This window comes from Dietzia sp. NCCP-2495, from assembly GCF_026011735.1.
In the GTDB taxonomy this organism is placed as follows: Bacteria; Actinomycetota; Actinomycetes; order Mycobacteriales; family Mycobacteriaceae; genus Dietzia.
In genome coordinates, this window is record NZ_BRVN01000014.1 from 39,926 (window position 1) to 55,530 (window position 15,605).

Genomic DNA, 15,605 nt, shown 5'->3' on the forward strand with positions numbered 1-15,605 from the left:
CTCAGCCGGCTCCCCGCGCAGCGGCGCCGACGTCGGCCACGAGCTGGTCGGCCAGCGGGTGGGAGGCGTCGATGAACGCCGCCGGGCTGCCGATAGGGGCGGCCACCGTGATCGTCGAGTCGCCCTGGTAGGCCTCCCCGGTGATCAGGTGCCGCCAGGTGCCCGGCGGCAGCGACACCGTGACCTCGGTCTGGCCGGGGGCCATCACCGGCGCCACGAGCAGGGAGCCGCCCAGCATGAACTGGCCGTCCGCCCCCGCGGCGGTGGTGCCTGGGTGGGTGAGCCACAGGTGCCGGATCGCCGGGACCCCGGTAAGGGCGGCCTCGTCCAGAACCTCGGCCCTATATGGCGCAAGCGCCGCGAAGATGCGGCTGTTGCGGGCGAACGCATCGATCTCCTCGGGGTCATAAACCTGACGGTTGACCGCCGGCCGGTTGCCCTCGTGGCTGCGGAACATCGGGCCGAACGCTGCGTACTCACCCCAGCGGGCGAGCAGTTCCGCGTCGCGGACGTAGTCGGTCAGCTGCAGGTTCACGGAGGTGTAGCCGCCGATGTCGGAGTGGACGACCGGCCAGCCCGACACCCCGGCCGCAAATGTCCCGGCGAGCGCCGAGGCGAGACCGTCCTCCTCCGACCAGCCGACCATCTGGTCGCCGTTCCAGAACGCCGGACTCTGCGAGTCCATCCCCGAGGTGCCGGCGCGGAACCAGGTCACGCAGTCGGGGCGTCCCGCCTTCTCGCAGCCCTCACGCACGACCTCCGACCACAGGCGGGGCCAGGCGTTGTGCATGAGGGTGGCGTCACCCTCGTGAAGGACGGCATCCATCGGCAGCGCCTCCCCGAAGTCCGCCATGAATCCGTCGACCCCATCAGCCAGCACCTCCTCGGCGATGACCGTGGACATCCACTCCCGGCCCGCCGGGTTGGTGAAGTCCACGAGCGCCGCCGAGTACCCGCCCTGGTCGACCATGTAGGGGCCACCGTCGGGCGCGCGCACCAGAAGCCCGGCGTCCCGCGCCTCCGCCCACAGGTTACGGATCCCGGGGTCGCCCTTGGGAGCGGCGTCGACGAGCCACGGGTTGACGTAGGTGGTGGTCCGGATGCCGCGATCATGTAACTCACCGACGAGCTGCTCCCACCCCGGGTACCGCTGCTCGTCCAACTGCCACGTCCACCACAGGCGGTCGCCGAAGTCCGTGGTGCGCTGCCCGGTCCAGTCCTGGAGCCACACACCCGCCACCTCGGTTCCGGAGGCCTCCAGCCTGTCCACGGTCTCCCGCACCGTGTCCGTGCCGCCCTGAATGCCGACGATCGCGCCCTGCTGGGTCCAGTCGGCCAGCCGCGGCCGCTCCACCGAACCCTGCTGCGTGGCGATGAGGTGTTCAGGGGTGCTGCCGCGGGTGAGCTCGAGCCGCATCGACGGGGCCCACACCTCCAGCCCAACCCGGTCGGGAGCGCGGGTGTCGCCCACCGCGAACGCGTGCGCGGCCTCGTGGTCCGGGTCCACCCGAACGCCCTGCAGGTCGCCGGTGACATACGACGGCCACGCCGCGTAGGTCATCGAGGTGGTCCCGCCGGCCCCGCCGTTGGTGACGTCGGCCAACAGCGTCAGCGGCTGTTCGCCGCGGCCGACGCCCTGCTCGCGGGCGACCACGGGGACGAGCCGGCCGTCGAGGTTGAAATCGTCGAACTGTTCACCGAAGCCGTGCACGCCTGCGCCGGCCGACCGGCCGCCGATCCACTGCAGGACCGGGTCGTCGCCGCCTGCCGCGGTGGCGCCGGTGTCGACGTCGGCCGCTACCCCGCCGTCAGCGCGCTCGGTGAAGCTCACCGTGAACGGGACCGCACCGTCCGCGGAGACGAGGTCGCCGGTGAGGGTGACGGCTCCCGGGGCGGCCTCCACGCCGGTCAGCTGCTGGGCCGTCCACTGCTGATCGTGGTTCACGTCGGCCCAGAAGTACCCGCGGTGCTCCTCCCAGGAGACGTGCCCGGTCCCGGCGGACAGGAAGGCTGCGCCCGGGGCGTTCGACCACACGGTCTGATCGCCCTCGACCACTCGCACCGCGTCGTCCTCGACGACCACGGAGTGCGCGCCCAGCGGGTGCACGCCGACCGCGCCCGGGTCGACGCTGAGCCCGCTGGGAGACATCACCGCGAGGTGATCGGTGGGCACGCCCAGGAGATCAACGCTGGCCGCTCCCCCCAGCGCGAGAGATCCGGTCACTGCGGTACCGACGGCGCTCAGCGCCCACCTACGAATTGTGTCGCCCATCACACCGGGCACTCTAGCGGCCGATCCCGGCTATGAAAAATAATCCATCATTCGTCCAACGCACAGCTTCGGCCTGCGCCGGACGATCAGGCGCGCGAGTCCTGGCCCGGCTGGCTGGTGACCGTGGTCAGCAGGAACACGCTGTCCTCGAGCGCCAGCACCGAGTGGCGCTCGTGGGTGAGGATCCAGAGTTCGCCCTCGCCGAACTCGCCCTGGGATTCGTTGTCCAGATCCACGCGGACCCGCCCCCGGAGGACCTGCAAGCTCGCTGCCGGTGGGGAGTTGTGCTCGGCCAGACGGACCCCGTCACGTAGTGCGATGACGGACTGGCGCAGGGGCCCGTCGTGAGCGACGAGTTCGGCGCTGCGCCCGTGCTCCCCCGCACGCGCTGTAGCGAGGTGGGACTCGGCCAGTTCCTTGAGATTCGCCATGATCAACCTTTCCGACGCCGGGCGGACGGGACGCCGTCCACACAGCCGCGGAGGGCGTGTCCTCAACCTATCCACATCGGACCATCCCGGATGGCGAAGCGTTCAGTCCCGGTTCGCTAAGGGATCAGTTCCCGTCCGCCACGACCCCGCGCAGGCCGTCGGCCCCGAACAGCGGCTCGAGCATCGAGGAGAAGTCGGGGCCGCGGCGCAGCATCTGGCCGCCGTCGACGTTGATCACCTGTCCTGTGATCCACGTCGAGCCGTCGCCGAGAAGAAATGCGGCGGCCTCCGCTATGTCCTCCACCCGTCCGATCCGCGGGAGCGGGGTGTTGATGCGGTAGTCCTCGGCGATCGCCGGATCGGACAGGATCGGCGCCACCAGGTCGGTCTCGATCAGGCCCGGGCGGATGCCGTTCACGCGTACCCCGCTCGCGCCCAGCTCGTCGGCGGCGAGCCCGACGAGGTGGTCGACCGCCGATTTGGTCACCCCGTAGGCGCCGAACCACCGGTGGGTGTTGCTCGCGGCGATCGAGGAGATCGCCACGAACGAGCCACCGCCGGCCGCGACCAGCGCTCGCGCGGAATGCTTGAGGGTGAACATCATGCCGTTGACGTTGAGGTCGACAGTGCGCTTCCAGGCCTCGGTGTCCATCTGGGTGAGCGGACCGATCGTCTCGCTTCCACCGGCACAGGCCACTACACCGTCGAGCCCACCCCCGTGCTCGACCGCCACCGCGACCGCCCCGGCCACGCGATCCTCGTCTGTGACGTCGGCGGCGTGTGCGAGGACGGCGTCTGTCCGCCCGGTGTTCTCGCCGATCCGCTGCGCGGTCTCCGTCAGTCGCTCGGCTCCCCGACCGACGATCGTGACCTTCGCGCCGCGGCGGACCAACTCCTCGGCCACTCCGGCGCCGATGCCGCTTCCCCCGCCGGTGACCAGTACTGACTTCCCCTCAAAGCTCATGCCCGCAGCGTAGAACGTGTTCCAGTTCCGCGGGGGCGGTTCGGAATCTCGGCAGCATCGGCGGGGGAAGCGACACCACCCTGCGGATCATGCAGCAGCACATGCCGGACTGATGCGGCAGCCCCCGACCGACATGGCCGCCTCGCGGGGCACGATTTACCCCCGGACACAAAGCGCCCCCGGCGTGCGAACTCGTCGCACGCCGGGGGCAGCCGCGTCATTCGGTCGGGTTCAGGAGGCGAGCCCGAGCCTGCTGGCAAGGTACGGAATCCACCCCATGCAGCCGGGAGTGAGGGCCATACAGGCCATCTCGCCCTCTCCGGGACCGAACAGGAAACGCATCGGGTCCTCTAACGAGCCTTCGAACATCGGGATCGCTCCTCGCAGTGTCGACAGTGATGTCCTGCAAGGGTTATCGGCCTGCGGCACCACTGTGTTACCCGTCACGCCTCTGATAGACATCCCGTGAGGCTCGGGTTTATCCCGTGATTGTCGGGTCTATCCCGTGAGCACGGCCCGAGGCCCCTCCACCGACACCGGATCCAGACAGGTCTCGGGGATCGTCGACAGGGAGCACCACGCCGTCGGCAGAACGGGTCGGTAGTCGGGCCCGACTCCCCCGCCGGCGATCACCTCGCGGTACGCGTCCACGCCGGAGGTGGGCCGCCGTTCGAGCGCCGGGTCGCCGAGCACGTCCACGCGGTACAGCCCGAACCGCGGCGAGTAGCTGCCCCATTCGTAGTTGTCCACCAGTGACCAGTGGTTGTAGCCGATCACCGGGTAGCCGTCGGCCACAGCGCGTTGCAGCCAGAACGCGGTGTCCCGGAGGAAGTCACCGCGGTCCACCCCGTCTGCCCGGCCACCGTCCGCCGTGGGCATCCCGTTCTCCACGATGTAGATCGGCTTACCGGGATAGGAGCGCGCGTAGTGGGCGATCGCCTCGTAGATTCCCTCGGGCTGCGGCCGCACCGCCGCGAAGTCGTCCCAGGCCGCGTTGATCGCGGTGAGGTTGTTCAGCGCGACGCCGTAGTAGTAGTCGATGCCCACAAAGTCCACCACGTCGGCCACGCGGTCGCCGATGAGCGTGTCGGTGAAGCCTGTGGCCAGCGGCAGGTAGGCCTCGTTCATGGTCACCATGGCGCCGGGGTCGGCGCGGTGGGCGGCGGCGTAGCCCAGCCGGTGGGCGGCCTCGATCTGGTCGAGGAACCGGGAGAAGTCGCCGGGCCCCACTCTGCCGAGGGTCATCTCGTGCTTGAAGAACACCAGGGGTTCGTTGACTGTCACCCACATGGTCCCTTCGCCGGCCCAGCGCTCGGTGATGAGCTGCGCGAATCGGCCGAACGCCTCCACCGCGTCGCCGGAGAGCATGCCGCCACGGTCGGCGAGCCACCCCGGGTAGGTGAAGTGGACCATGGTGATCATCGGGACCATGCCGTGCGAGCGGATCTCGGCGATGATCCGGTCGTAGTGCGCGAGCGCCTCGGCGCTGTACTCCCCCGGCGCCGGTTCGATCCGCGCCCACTCCACGCTCAGGCGGAACGTGTTGACCCCCATCTCGGCGGCACGCGCGATGTCCTCGGGGTACCGGTTCCAGAAATCCACGGCGTCCCGCAACGGATCGGCCTCGCCGCGGGGCGCGGCGGCGTCGACGTAACGCTTCCAGTTGGAGTCGGGGCTGGAGCCCTCGACCTGGAAGCCGGAAGTGGCCACGCCCCAGTGGAAATCCAGGGCCACGGGCGCGGCCGGCGTAGTCGGTGCGGCGGGCTCGGCAGGTGCGGCGCCGACGCGCGGTACCTGTGGCACCGCCGCGACGAGGACCACCGCGACCAGCACCGCCACGACCCTCGTGATGAACGACCCGTTCCCTGCTGACTCTCCTCGCCGACCCATGTCAGCACTGTAGGCAGAGCGACGGGCGTATCAGGCCCGAACGGCGCGCTCGAGTCGGCGGACTGCGCGGCGCGTCCTCACCCCACCCGGAGCCGCCACAGGCTGGTCCGTTCCCGTGACCGGGCCGCGTGGAGCGGGTCCGTGTCGTCGGCGGCGCGCGAGTGCGTCGCCGTCGTATCGATGGTGTCGACGACGACGAGACCGGCCTCGCTGATGCGTCGCAGTAGCTCCTTCCGGGTCCGCAGCCCGAGGAGTTCGGCGAGGTCGGACAGGATCAGCCACCCTTCGCCACCCGGGGTGAGGCGGTTCGCGAGTCCGGCGAGGTAGCGGTGGAGCACGTCGGATTTCGGGTCGTAGATCCCCTGCTCGAGCGCCGACGTGGGCCGGCCGGGGATCCACGGCGGATTGCACACCACCACGTCCGCCATCTCATCGGTGGCGGGCCACAGGTCGGCCTGCTCCACCACCACCCGCTCGGCCAGGCCCAGGCGGTCGACGTTGTCGCGTGCGCACCGCACCGCGCGCGGATTGATGTCGGTGGCCACCACGCGCCGTGCGCCGCGACGGGCGAGGATCGCGGCGAGCACTCCGGTCCCGGTGCCCAGATCCATGACTGTTGGCCGGTCCACCCCGTCCGGCCACGCGGCGTCGGCGACGAGATCGAGGTACTCGTCCCGAGTGGGCGCGAACACTCCGTAGGCGGGGTGGATGCGGTCCCCCAGCGCCGCTACTTCGATTCCGGTCTGGTGCCACTCGTAGGCGCTGATCATGCCCAGAAGTTCGGGCAACGACACCAGGACCGACTCCCCGGACACATCGGCGACCGGCGAGCCGTCTGCGTCCGACGAGCCATACGCGTGCTCGCACGCCGCGCGCACGTCAGGAGCCCGACGCAGCCTGATCGTGTAATCGGGCTCCAGCTCGAGAAGGATCTTGCCGAGGATCCCCGCCCGCTGCGACCGCGCGAGTCGCGTGACGTGGAAGAGGTCGGTCAGCGAGGCGTCGCTGCTCGTACGCGAGGCCCTTTTGGCAGCCTGCTTGTCCGCCTGCTTCTGCAGTCGCCGGTCGAGCGCGGCGTGGAGCTGCCGGGCGTTGTGGAAGTCGCCCCGCCAGAGGATTCCCGTGCCGGAGCGGGCCAGTGTGAGTGCGGCATCGGCGGCGATGTCGTCGTCGACCACCAACATGTCCCGTGGCGGCGTGGCGCCGTTCTCCGGACGCCAGCCCGCGCGGCGCTCGACGCCGTTCTCGGTCCAGGAGACGGTTGTCACGACTCGCCCCGACGCGCGGCTCTACAGCTGAGGTGGGTGCGCACTGATGCCCTTCGAACTGGCACGTCCGGCTCCGACGACGGGAACGGGCGTGCGCGAACAGGTGATGCCCAGATCCTAACGCCCACCCGACAGGACTCGTTCGTTGGCGACAGAGAGGAGTTCTCGTCGCTCGGAATTTCTTCCCTCTTTCACTTTATAGCTGGTAGGGGGCCTTGCGGCAAGGCCCGGGTGGGCGCGCACAATGGCCCGATGCCTGCCGCCAGTCACGCCCCGAACCCGTCAGTTTTCGCCCTCCCCGACCACCTCTCGCACAAGGCCTCCTCGGCGGTGATCGCCGCCGACGAGCAGCACTTCGCCGCGATCACCCGCACACTCGAGTCGCGGGTCGCCGACCTCTCCGCACGCCTGGACGCCCGTCGCCGTGAGCCCGCGGGCCGATTCGCCCAGACCATTGAGCGCGACGCCGACATCCGCCGACTCGTCGCCGAGCTCGCGACCCTGCGACGCTTCGGCCTGGACCTGTGCATCGGGCACATCGCCCTGACCGGCGGCGAGCGCGTGTACGTCGGCCGCATCGGTCTGATCGACGAGTCCGGCACGCCGCTGCTCGTGGACTGGCGCACGCCGGCGGCGGAGCCGTACTTCGCCGCGACGCTCGCCGCCCCGGGAGATGTGGTGTATCGACGTCGGTACCGCTGGTCGGGAGGGCGCATCGTGGATCTGTGGGACGAGGTCCTTGTCGACGACGACAACGCGGGTACGAACCTCCACACGGCACCCGACGATCAATCGGCGTTCGTGACCAGCCTGTCCGGGGCACGCACCGGCCGGATGCGCGACGTGCTGTCGACCATCCAGTCGGATCAGGATGCGATCATCCGTGCCGACGCCACGGGTGCGCTGGTGGTCGACGGCGGGCCGGGCACGGGCAAGACGGTGGTGGCGATGCATCGGGCCGCATTCCTGTTGCACGAGCAGTCCCGGTCCGGGATCAGCCGCGGAAATCTCCTGCTTGTCGGGCCGCATCGGCCGTACCTGGACTACGTCTCCGACGTGCTCCCGGCGCTGGGCGAGCACAGTGTCCAGACTGCGACGGTGGCGGATCTCGCGGGCGCGGCACTCGCGGGCGCAGCACTCGAGCTCGACGTCGACGAGCTACCCGACGAGGCCGACCCGGACATCGCACGGCTGAAGTCAGGAGTGGAGATGGTGGACGCGATCGACACGGCCGTGCGCTTCTACGAGGAGCCGCCGACGGAGTCGATGGTCGTCCAGACCGAATGGCTGGATCTGCGCATCACACCGGCCGACTGGGCCGAGGCCTTTACGTCTGTCGAGGAGGGCACCCCGCACAACGAGGCCCACGACCAGATCTGGGACACCCTTGTCGAGATACTCCTGGACAAAGCAGGCGCCGGGGCCGCCCTGCGCGCGGAGCTCGCCGCGAACGTCGAGCTGCGCCGGACGCTGGCGCGGGCCTGGCCGATGATCTCCCCGGTCGATCTCGTGGGCGATCTGTGGACAGTGCCCGCATACCTCCGACTGTGTGCCCCCTGGCTCACCGCCGACCAGCTCCGAGCACTCCAGCGACCCGAACCGCAGGCGTGGACCACCGCCGACCTCCCCCTCCTGGACACGGCACAGCACCGGCTCGGCGATGCGGATCGTGCGCGTCGGGGTCGTCGTCGTCAAAAGGAACAGCAGGCCGAGCTGGAGTTGCGACGGACGGTGATCGACGAGGCGATCGCCGCGGACGACGATCCCGAAGGCGTCACCGCGATGCTGCGCCACACCGGAATGCAGGAGGCCCTGCTCGATCCCGGCCGCGACGAGCCAGCGGCGCCAACCGGACTGGCGGGACAGTTCGGGCACATCATCGTGGATGAGGCCCAGGAACTCACCGACGCGCAGTGGCGGATGCTCCTGCGGCGCTGTCCGTCCGGCAGCCTCACCGTGGTGGGCGATCGCGCGCAGTCCCGTGGGGAGTTCGGCGAGTCGTGGTCGGAGCGACTGGGCCGGGTCGGTCTGTCGCCGGAGAGCGTGCGGACACGGGGCCTGAGCATCAACTACCGGACACCGTCCGAGGTGATGGACGCGGCCGCACCGGTGATCCGAGCGGTCCGTCCCGATGCCAATGTGCCGGAGTCCGTGCGCAGCAGCGGAGTGCCCGTGGAATACGGCTCCGTCGATGACCTGGCTCGTGTGCTCGACGAGTGGCTGGCCGAGAGCCACGACGGCGTGGCGTGCGCGATCACCGCCCCCGGTGCGCCCCTCCCCGACCTCCCCGCCACGGACCGCATCCGCGCGCTGAGCCCAGCCAAGGCGAAGGGGCTCGAGTTCGACCTGGTGGTGCTGGTCGATCCCGACTCGTTCGGTCCGGACGTGACCGGTGCGGTGGACCGCTATGTGGCGATGACCCGGTCGACGCAGCGGCTGGTGGTGCTGCGCTGACCGAGGCCTCGGTGTGGCGACTGAGCATGACTGGTGTCGTCCGCGACGGAGCGAGAACGCGTCAGCTCCCGGCGCCGGGGAGCGGACCGCCTGGCCCGAACGCGTGTCGGGCGAAGCGCGTACCGATCAACTCGTGGGTCGCGGTGTCGGGGTGTAGCGCGTCCGGGAGGGGATGGGAGATCGCGTCGGCGGGCCCGTACAGCTCGGTACCGTCGAGGTAGTGCAGGTGTTCGTCGTCCCTGGCCTCCACGATCGACGCGAGGGCGTCACGGATGACGCGAAGGGTCAGGCGCCCCATCGCGGTATCGCCGGCCTCGCCCGTGGCGACGAACCGCACCTGCCCGGTCCGGAAGGTCTCGGGGTCGAAGGCACCCGGCCCCGGGGTGTCCTCGTGGATATCGCAGTGGATCGGCGAGACGAGCAGGATCGGGGTGGTGGGGTGACCGTCGCGGAGGGTGTCGAGGAACCCGTGAACGGCGGGAACGAACGCCCGCAGGCGCATCGCGTCCGAGTTGACCACGTTGATGCCCAGCTTGAGGCTGATCACGTCGGCCGGGGTGTCACGCATGACTCGCGCCATGAACGGATCAACCATGGCGCTTCCGCCGAAGCCGAGATTGCGCAGGTCGACGCCGCCGAGCCTCGCGGCGATCGAGGTCCACGTCCGCGCCGGCGAGGTGGCATTGGAGCCGTGGCTGATCGAGCTCCCGTGGTGGAGCCAGCGTGGCGTATCGGAGGGCGCCGTGGTCACCGGGGCGTCTGTGCTGAGCTCGATGAGCTCGATCTGCTCGTTGTGCGGCAGCCACAGCTCGACGAGCTTCTCACCGGGACCGAGTCCAGTGAAGCTACTCGTGTGCGACGGGCCGGGAACGAGGTGAGTCTCGCCGGTCTGGAGGTCGGTCACCCAGGCATCGCCGCCGGTGAGTTCGTCGCTCTCCACGAGTTGATGGTCGACTACCAGATCGATGGCGCCGCGCGGCCTGTCGATGCCCTTGTAGGCGAGCCTCGTGGAATGGGAGACGAGCGTGACGGCCTCCGCCTCGGTCACCATCGCCACTCGCACGCCGGAGGGCTGGGCCTCCGCGCCCAGCAGCTGCGGGTCGGGGAACTGCTCAGTCACCCACGTGGGCAGCCGGTGTGGGCGAAGGCCGCGCTCGGTGGTCTCGAGGTACTCGTGACCTCGGACGAGGGCGGGCGTGATCGGGGTGCTGGGGATCATTGATGGTGCCTTTGTCGTTGCTACCTTGTAGTGCTTTCCCACCATCGCGGCACGGACACCACGACAGAGGACGTCACGTCACACCATACGAATCCGCAGCCCCGGACCTACACCGTGGCGACCTTCCACGCCGAGTGGACCGCGCCGTGGATGTAGCCGACCTCGCCGGCGTCGCCGATCACCTCGCACTCGATGCCCGCATCGCGGAGCTGGTCCGCGAGCGGCGCGGCCGCAGTGGTGCCGTCGGCGTAGATCACCATGTCCGCCGGCGCCGAGGCAGACTCGCCCTTGGCGGTGGTCCACTCCACGGACTGCTCGGTGATCCGGGTGACGGAGACGTTGCGCTGGATATCCACGCCGTGGTGCTTGGCGTGACGCACCGCGGTCCACCGCCGCGGCATGGCCAGCGGCAGGCCGAGCTGTTGCGAGTCGTGTAGCAGCGTGACGTTGCGGCCGCGCTCGCCGAGGAACTCCGCGAGCTCCAGGCCGACCAACGAGCCGCCGATCACCACGACGTTCTTGCCCATCGGCAGTGCGATCTTGGTGAGGTTGCGGATCCACGCCGGACGCTTGGTGATCCCCGACAGACGGCCGAGCTTTCCGGCCAGCCGCAGGAAGGTCCCGGCCTCCTCCGCGGTGGCGGTACCGAGCATCGTCGCGCGCAGCGAGTCGCCGGTGTGCACGTGCGGAAGCTGGCCGCCCGGGATCTGTGGGGCCGGCCGCACCGCACCGGTCGCCACGATCACGCGGTCGGCGCCCAGCGCGCGCACGGTCTCCACCGTGGCCTCGGTGTTCAGCCGGACGTCGATGCCCAGCTGGTCGATCTTGGCCTTGTAGAAGCTGATCAGCGGCTCGTTGGCCGGTGTGGTGAGCGTGGAGAACCACATGGTCCCGCCCAGCCGATCGGCCTTGTCGAGCACGGTCACGCGGTGCCCGCGCTCGGTCAGCACCACGGCCGACTCGAGTCCGGCGGGTCCGGCGCCCACCACCACGACGTGCTCGCGGGTGGGCGCGGGCGTCAACGGCAGCAGCCCCTCGTTGCCGAGCACCGGGTTGACGGCGCAGAACGGGGTGTCGTCGAAGAAGTTCTCGGCCACGCAGAGGTAACAGTTGATGCACGGACGCACCAGCTCGGGTGTGCCGGCCGCGAGCTTGTTAGGTAGTTCAGGGTCGGCGAGCAGTTGCCGACCCATGGCGGCGAAGTCGATCTTGTCGTCGTCGATCGCCTTCTCCGACACCTCCGGCAAAATCCGACCCACGCCGATCACCGGCACCGACACCGCCTTCTTGATGGCGGCGGCGTTGTCCAGGTAGGCACCGACGGTGTCGGGCAGGGGGCCGTCGGTGAAGTTGTCGAACGGGTTGCGGCCCCAGCCGGTCACGTGGATCGCGTCGGCGCCGGCCTGCTCGAACAGCTGCGAGGCCAGGATCGCCTCGTCCAGCTCGAGCCCGCCCTCCTGGCCGTACTCCTGCCCGGCCACGCGCACTATCACGGCGAGCGTGTCCCCCACGCGCTTCTTGACTGCCTCGATCACCTCGCACGCCAGCCGCGCGCGATTGACCAGCGCTCCGCCGTACTCGTCGGTGCGCTGGTTGTCTCGCCGGTTGAGGAACACGCCCAGGATGTAGCCGTGTGCGACGTGGATCTCGATCGCGTCGGCGCCGGCGCGGGCGATGCGGTCGGCGGCCTCGGCCCAGGTGTCGATGAGCCAGGCAATGTCCTCGTGGGTCATCTCCTTGTAGACGATCTGCTTGCCCGCGGTGGCGGCGCCCATGCGGGCCAGTTCGTCGGGAGTGCTGTCGGCGAGCGCGGAGTAGTCATAGTCGTAGTCCGGCATGCTCGGCGCGATCACGGGACGGTCATTGGCCACGTCCACACGCGCGACCTTGCCGTGGTGGGTGGACTGCACGCACAGTTTCGATCCGGCCGCGTGCACGGCGTCGGCCAGCGCCTTCAGTCCCGGGATGTACTTGTCGTCCGACAGTCCCGGTTCCTTCATCGACGCCGCACCCACCGGGAACGCGATCGCGCACGCGCCGGTGATGATCAGGCCCGCCCCGCCGGCCGCGCGGGCGACGTAGTGGTCGATCTCCCGCTGCTCGATCTCGCCGTCCTCGGACACGTTCATGTCCATGGCCGGCAGGACGATGCGGTTGCGCGTCGACATGGGGCCGATCCGGCCGGACGAGGTGAGGTTCGGGAAGGAGGCGAGGGTAGTCACGCTCTACGAGATTACGCCCAAGTCGACAGGTGTCAAGAATGGGTACTAGCTGCGATCCGGCGAGGTGGGACCCGGCCATGTGGGATCAGGCGACGTGGGATCTGACGCGGTGGGACCTATGCGGGGGTCGGCCGGGCGCGCGGGGCCTCGCCGCCTGGTGGCGACCAGGACGATCGCGCCGACGACGACAACGCACACCCCCCATCCGATCGCCAGGAAGCGGACCGCGAAGAAGGTCCCCCAGACCACATAGGTGTAGAGGTATCCCGGAACAAGGGACAGTGACGCCGGGATACCGAGCCCACTGAAGATCGCCATGCCCGCCATCGCGGCGACCCACCACAGCAGCAGGCCTCCGAACACCGACACCGCGGACACCGTGAGCGCTCGCGTCATCTCCCCCGCCGTCCCTTCATCCCGAAAATCGCGGACACAGCAAGCGCCGCGGCTTGAACACCTCGGGCACGGCAATTGCCGAAGTCGACACTGATCGCATGCTGATTTCAGTTCCCGATGTGCGTATTGGCACCCTTCGGCAGGCCGAACATCGGTCCTGTCGGGCTCATGGTTGCATCATGCACGACGAGTTCGGTGGGCACGCCATCGGGAATTGCGGCGCGAGGGCGATCACTGTCATCGGCGGTGACCGTCGGGTTCTGCCGCGCGATCACAACCCCGTTCTCATAATCGACGTATATCGACACCCTGGAGTCTTCGGCACTTGCCAGAGGATCCGTTCCCCGGTCATCACCGAGGATCATGGGTGCCCCCTGCCCGGAGAGTATCCGTGACGGATCCATGGACAGGTTCTGCACCTCCTCGCTGGGGATGTATAACCGGGTGCCCACCACACCCTGCCCGGGCTGCGACTCAATGGGAACCACGACTACCTCGGATTCCGCGCCCTGAGTCTTGTCCGAATAGGTATGGGGGTCGAGGGCGTCCGCCGTAATGAAGTCGGCCGGAGTCTGGGGCGGGCGTCCGGTCACCGGCGCGGGTCCGCGCCGCCCGTGCGCGTCGGTGCCGCCGGTGCGGTTGTACACCACCGAGATCCGGTATCTGCGCCGATCTCCGCACCCTGTGGAGGTGCGGCTGCGGACGACTGCTTGTCGAAACACGCCCCTTCGTCCCGTAATGCAGCGGGCCGGGGCTACGTCAGCGAGTCGAGGTAGTTCACCCACCCACCGAAGTCGGTGATGTCCCGGGCGCCTGACACCGCGACGGGCTCCACCAGGAAGCCCGGGACCTCGCGACCGTCGCCGAGTTCCACCTTCCCGATAGCCATCGGCGCGGGCAGGCCGGCCACAAAGGTACCGAAGTCCGCGGCCGCGAGCTCCCAGATCTCCACCGCCTGTGCCCGTCCGCCGTTCGCTGTCCGGACCAGCCCCGGCTTGGGTGGATCTGTGGGCAGTGCGTACATGCGGTAGCGCGCTGCAGTGGTGGTGCTCTCGAGCAGCCGCGCGGACCGCTCCGTGAGCTGGTGGTTCAGGGGTTGACCCCCGAGGTGCGCTCCGGCCACCGCGAGGGGAATGCCCCCCGTCCGGCCGGGATCATCAGGTTTCATCATGTCCTCCTTCGCGGGCCACGGCGACGAGACGGGCGTCCTCGAAGGCGTCGCCGATGAGCTGGATACCGAACGGCAACCCCGCGACCCGCCCGGCCGGCACCGCGAGGGCGCAGAGGTCCAGGAGGTTGGCGAAGTTGGTGAAGCGACCCATGCGGGCGTTGGTGCCCACGGGGTCGGCCGCGACCTCGTCGAGGGTCGGGTGGAACGTGGTGGTGGGCAGCACCAGCGCGTCGAGGCGACCGAACACCTCCCGCGCCCGCGCGCGGAACACGTCCAGGCGCGCCTGGTCAGCGAAGACCCGGTGGGCCGGGAGCTCGCCGGCCGCGGAGATGATGCCGCGCACCGTCGGGTCGACCTCCTGTGGGTTGGCGTCCACGAAGGCCCCGACCGCGGCGTACCGCTCGGCGACGAACGCGCCCTCGTAGAGCAGCCTCGCGGCCTCGAGGAAGGGGGCGATGTCGACCTCCTCGGTGCGGAAGCCACGGTCGGCGAACCGCTGGACGGCCGCCGAGTAGGCCTCCCGCCAGCCCGGTGCCAACTCGCCCAGCTGCTCGGTCCGGGCGAACCCGATGGTCCGCTCGAGTGCCGCGGCCCTGTGCGTGCGCGCTGACCGGGACAGCGGGTCGTCGTCGTCAAGGCCGGTGATCACGTCCGCCGCGAGACGGGCGAGAGACAGGTCGCGCGCCATCGTCGTCACCACGTCCTGGCTGCGACACGCGGGCACGACCCCCGTCGTGGGCACGAGGCCCTTGGTCGGCTTGACGCCGTAGAGACCGTGCAGGGCGGCGGGCACGCGTCCCGAACCGGCGGTGTCCGTGCCCAGGGCGAAGTCCACGACGCCCGTGGCGACGGCGACCGCCGAACCGCTGCTGGACCCGCCCGAGATCCGGGTGGGGTCCTCGGCGTGCCGGACCGCCCCGTACGGGCTGCGGGTGCCGACCAGTCCCGTGGCGAACTGGTCCAGGTTCGTGGTGCCCAGCACCACCGCGCCGGCGTCGCGGAGTCGACGGACCGCGACCGCGTCCCGGGCCGGCTCGTACCCGTAGGCCGGGCAGGCCGCCGTGGTGGTGGCACCGGCCACGTCGATGTTGTTCTTGACGGCGAACAGGGTGCCCGCCAGCGGCAGGTACTCCCCCTGCGCGCGGGCGGTCAGGGCCCGGGACACCTCCTGCGCGACCACCGAGCGGTCGCGCAGGGTGATCCACGCCTCCGGCCGATCGGCGCGCGCCAGGGTCTCGAACCGTCGGGCGACCAGGTCCTCGGCGGCGCGGCCGGCGTCGTCCGCGGTGTCCGGTCGGTGGTGGGTCAGGGTGCTCAT

At 69.8% G+C, this 15,605-nt stretch carries 11 protein-coding genes and 1 pseudogene; 1 reads left to right on the forward strand and 11 read right to left on the reverse strand.

Translation table 11 applies throughout. The features are described from left to right. Position 1 precedes the first annotated feature (1 nt). From OPF83_RS12295 to OPF83_RS12320, 6 genes are all read right to left on the reverse strand, one after another. Positions 2-2,272, reverse strand: a complete 2,271-nt coding sequence (locus tag OPF83_RS12295; RefSeq protein ID WP_264887752.1) for an alpha-glucosidase — start codon at positions 2,270-2,272, stop codon at positions 2-4. 86 nt (positions 2,273-2,358) lie between these two features. Then, complete coding sequence (locus OPF83_RS12300) at positions 2,359-2,703, reverse strand: cupin (protein ID WP_264887753.1); 345 nt, start codon at positions 2,701-2,703, stop codon at positions 2,359-2,361. Positions 2,704-2,827: 124 nt separating this feature from the next. Then, entirely contained in the window at positions 2,828-3,667 is an 840-nt protein-coding gene (locus OPF83_RS12305) for an SDR family oxidoreductase (protein WP_264887754.1), read from the reverse strand. Positions 3,668-3,898: 231 nt separating this feature from the next. Next, positions 3,899-4,036 carry a hypothetical protein gene (locus OPF83_RS12310; RefSeq protein ID WP_264887755.1) on the reverse strand — a complete coding sequence of 46 codons (138 nt, stop codon included), beginning with the start codon at positions 4,034-4,036 and terminating at the stop codon, positions 3,899-3,901. A 129-nt stretch (positions 4,037-4,165) separates the two neighbouring features. Further along, positions 4,166-5,518, reverse strand: coding sequence for a glycoside hydrolase family 1 protein (locus OPF83_RS12315; protein WP_375546265.1), 1,353 nt, complete (start codon positions 5,516-5,518; stop codon positions 4,166-4,168). Between the two features lie 116 nt (positions 5,519-5,634). Then, positions 5,635-6,825 (reverse strand): class I SAM-dependent methyltransferase, encoded by a 1,191-nt coding sequence (locus OPF83_RS12320; protein ID WP_264887757.1) that lies wholly within the window; start codon positions 6,823-6,825, stop codon positions 5,635-5,637. A gap of 252 nt (positions 6,826-7,077) precedes the next feature. Between OPF83_RS12320 and helR the strand changes: the two genes are divergently transcribed. Continuing rightward, positions 7,078-9,279, forward strand: coding sequence for an RNA polymerase recycling motor ATPase HelR (gene helR, locus OPF83_RS12325; protein WP_264887758.1), 2,202 nt, complete (start codon positions 7,078-7,080; stop codon positions 9,277-9,279). Between the two features lie 61 nt (positions 9,280-9,340). On the opposite strand, the gene OPF83_RS12330 is transcribed toward helR, so the two are convergent. The 5 genes and pseudogenes from OPF83_RS12330 to atzF all read right to left on the reverse strand — a co-directional run bounded on the left by OPF83_RS12330 (position 9,341) and on the right by atzF (position 15,605). Next, entirely contained in the window at positions 9,341-10,498 is a 1,158-nt protein-coding gene (locus OPF83_RS12330; protein ID WP_264887759.1) for an SGNH/GDSL hydrolase family protein, read from the reverse strand. A gap of 107 nt (positions 10,499-10,605) precedes the next feature. Then, entirely contained in the window at positions 10,606-12,666 is a 2,061-nt protein-coding gene (locus OPF83_RS12335; protein WP_264887784.1) for an NAD(P)/FAD-dependent oxidoreductase, read from the reverse strand. A gap of 99 nt (positions 12,667-12,765) precedes the next feature. Further along, entirely contained in the window at positions 12,766-13,116 is a 351-nt protein-coding gene (locus OPF83_RS12340) for a hypothetical protein (RefSeq protein ID WP_264887760.1), read from the reverse strand. 107 nt (positions 13,117-13,223) lie between these two features. Then, positions 13,224-13,763, reverse strand: a complete 540-nt coding sequence (locus OPF83_RS12345) for a hypothetical protein (protein WP_264887761.1) — start codon at positions 13,761-13,763, stop codon at positions 13,224-13,226. A 107-nt stretch (positions 13,764-13,870) separates the two neighbouring features. Further along, a pseudogene (atzF, locus tag OPF83_RS12355) lies at positions 13,871-15,605 on the reverse strand (allophanate hydrolase).

What these genes read in the sequence shown, in the direction of transcription:
- OPF83_RS12295 (WP_264887752.1), bottom strand. Translation starts at nt 2,272, where the DNA reads ATGGGCGACACAATTCGTAGGTGGGCGCTGAGCGCCGTCGGTACCGCA.
- OPF83_RS12335 (WP_264887784.1), bottom strand. Translation starts at nt 12,666, where the DNA reads ATGTCGACGCGCAACCGCATCGTCCTGCCGGCCATGGACATGAACGTG.
- OPF83_RS12330 (WP_264887759.1), bottom strand. Translation starts at nt 10,498, where the DNA reads ATGATCCCCAGCACCCCGATCACGCCCGCCCTCGTCCGAGGTCACGAG.
- helR (WP_264887758.1), top strand. Translation starts at nt 7,078, where the DNA reads ATGCCTGCCGCCAGTCACGCCCCGAACCCGTCAGTTTTCGCCCTCCCC.
- OPF83_RS12305 (WP_264887754.1), bottom strand. Translation starts at nt 3,667, where the DNA reads ATGAGCTTTGAGGGGAAGTCAGTACTGGTCACCGGCGGGGGAAGCGGC.
- OPF83_RS12340 (WP_264887760.1), bottom strand. Translation starts at nt 13,116, where the DNA reads ATGACGCGAGCGCTCACGGTGTCCGCGGTGTCGGTGTTCGGAGGCCTG.
- OPF83_RS12310 (WP_264887755.1), bottom strand. Translation starts at nt 4,036, where the DNA reads ATGTTCGAAGGCTCGTTAGAGGACCCGATGCGTTTCCTGTTCGGTCCC.
- OPF83_RS12300 (WP_264887753.1), bottom strand. Translation starts at nt 2,703, where the DNA reads ATGGCGAATCTCAAGGAACTGGCCGAGTCCCACCTCGCTACAGCGCGT.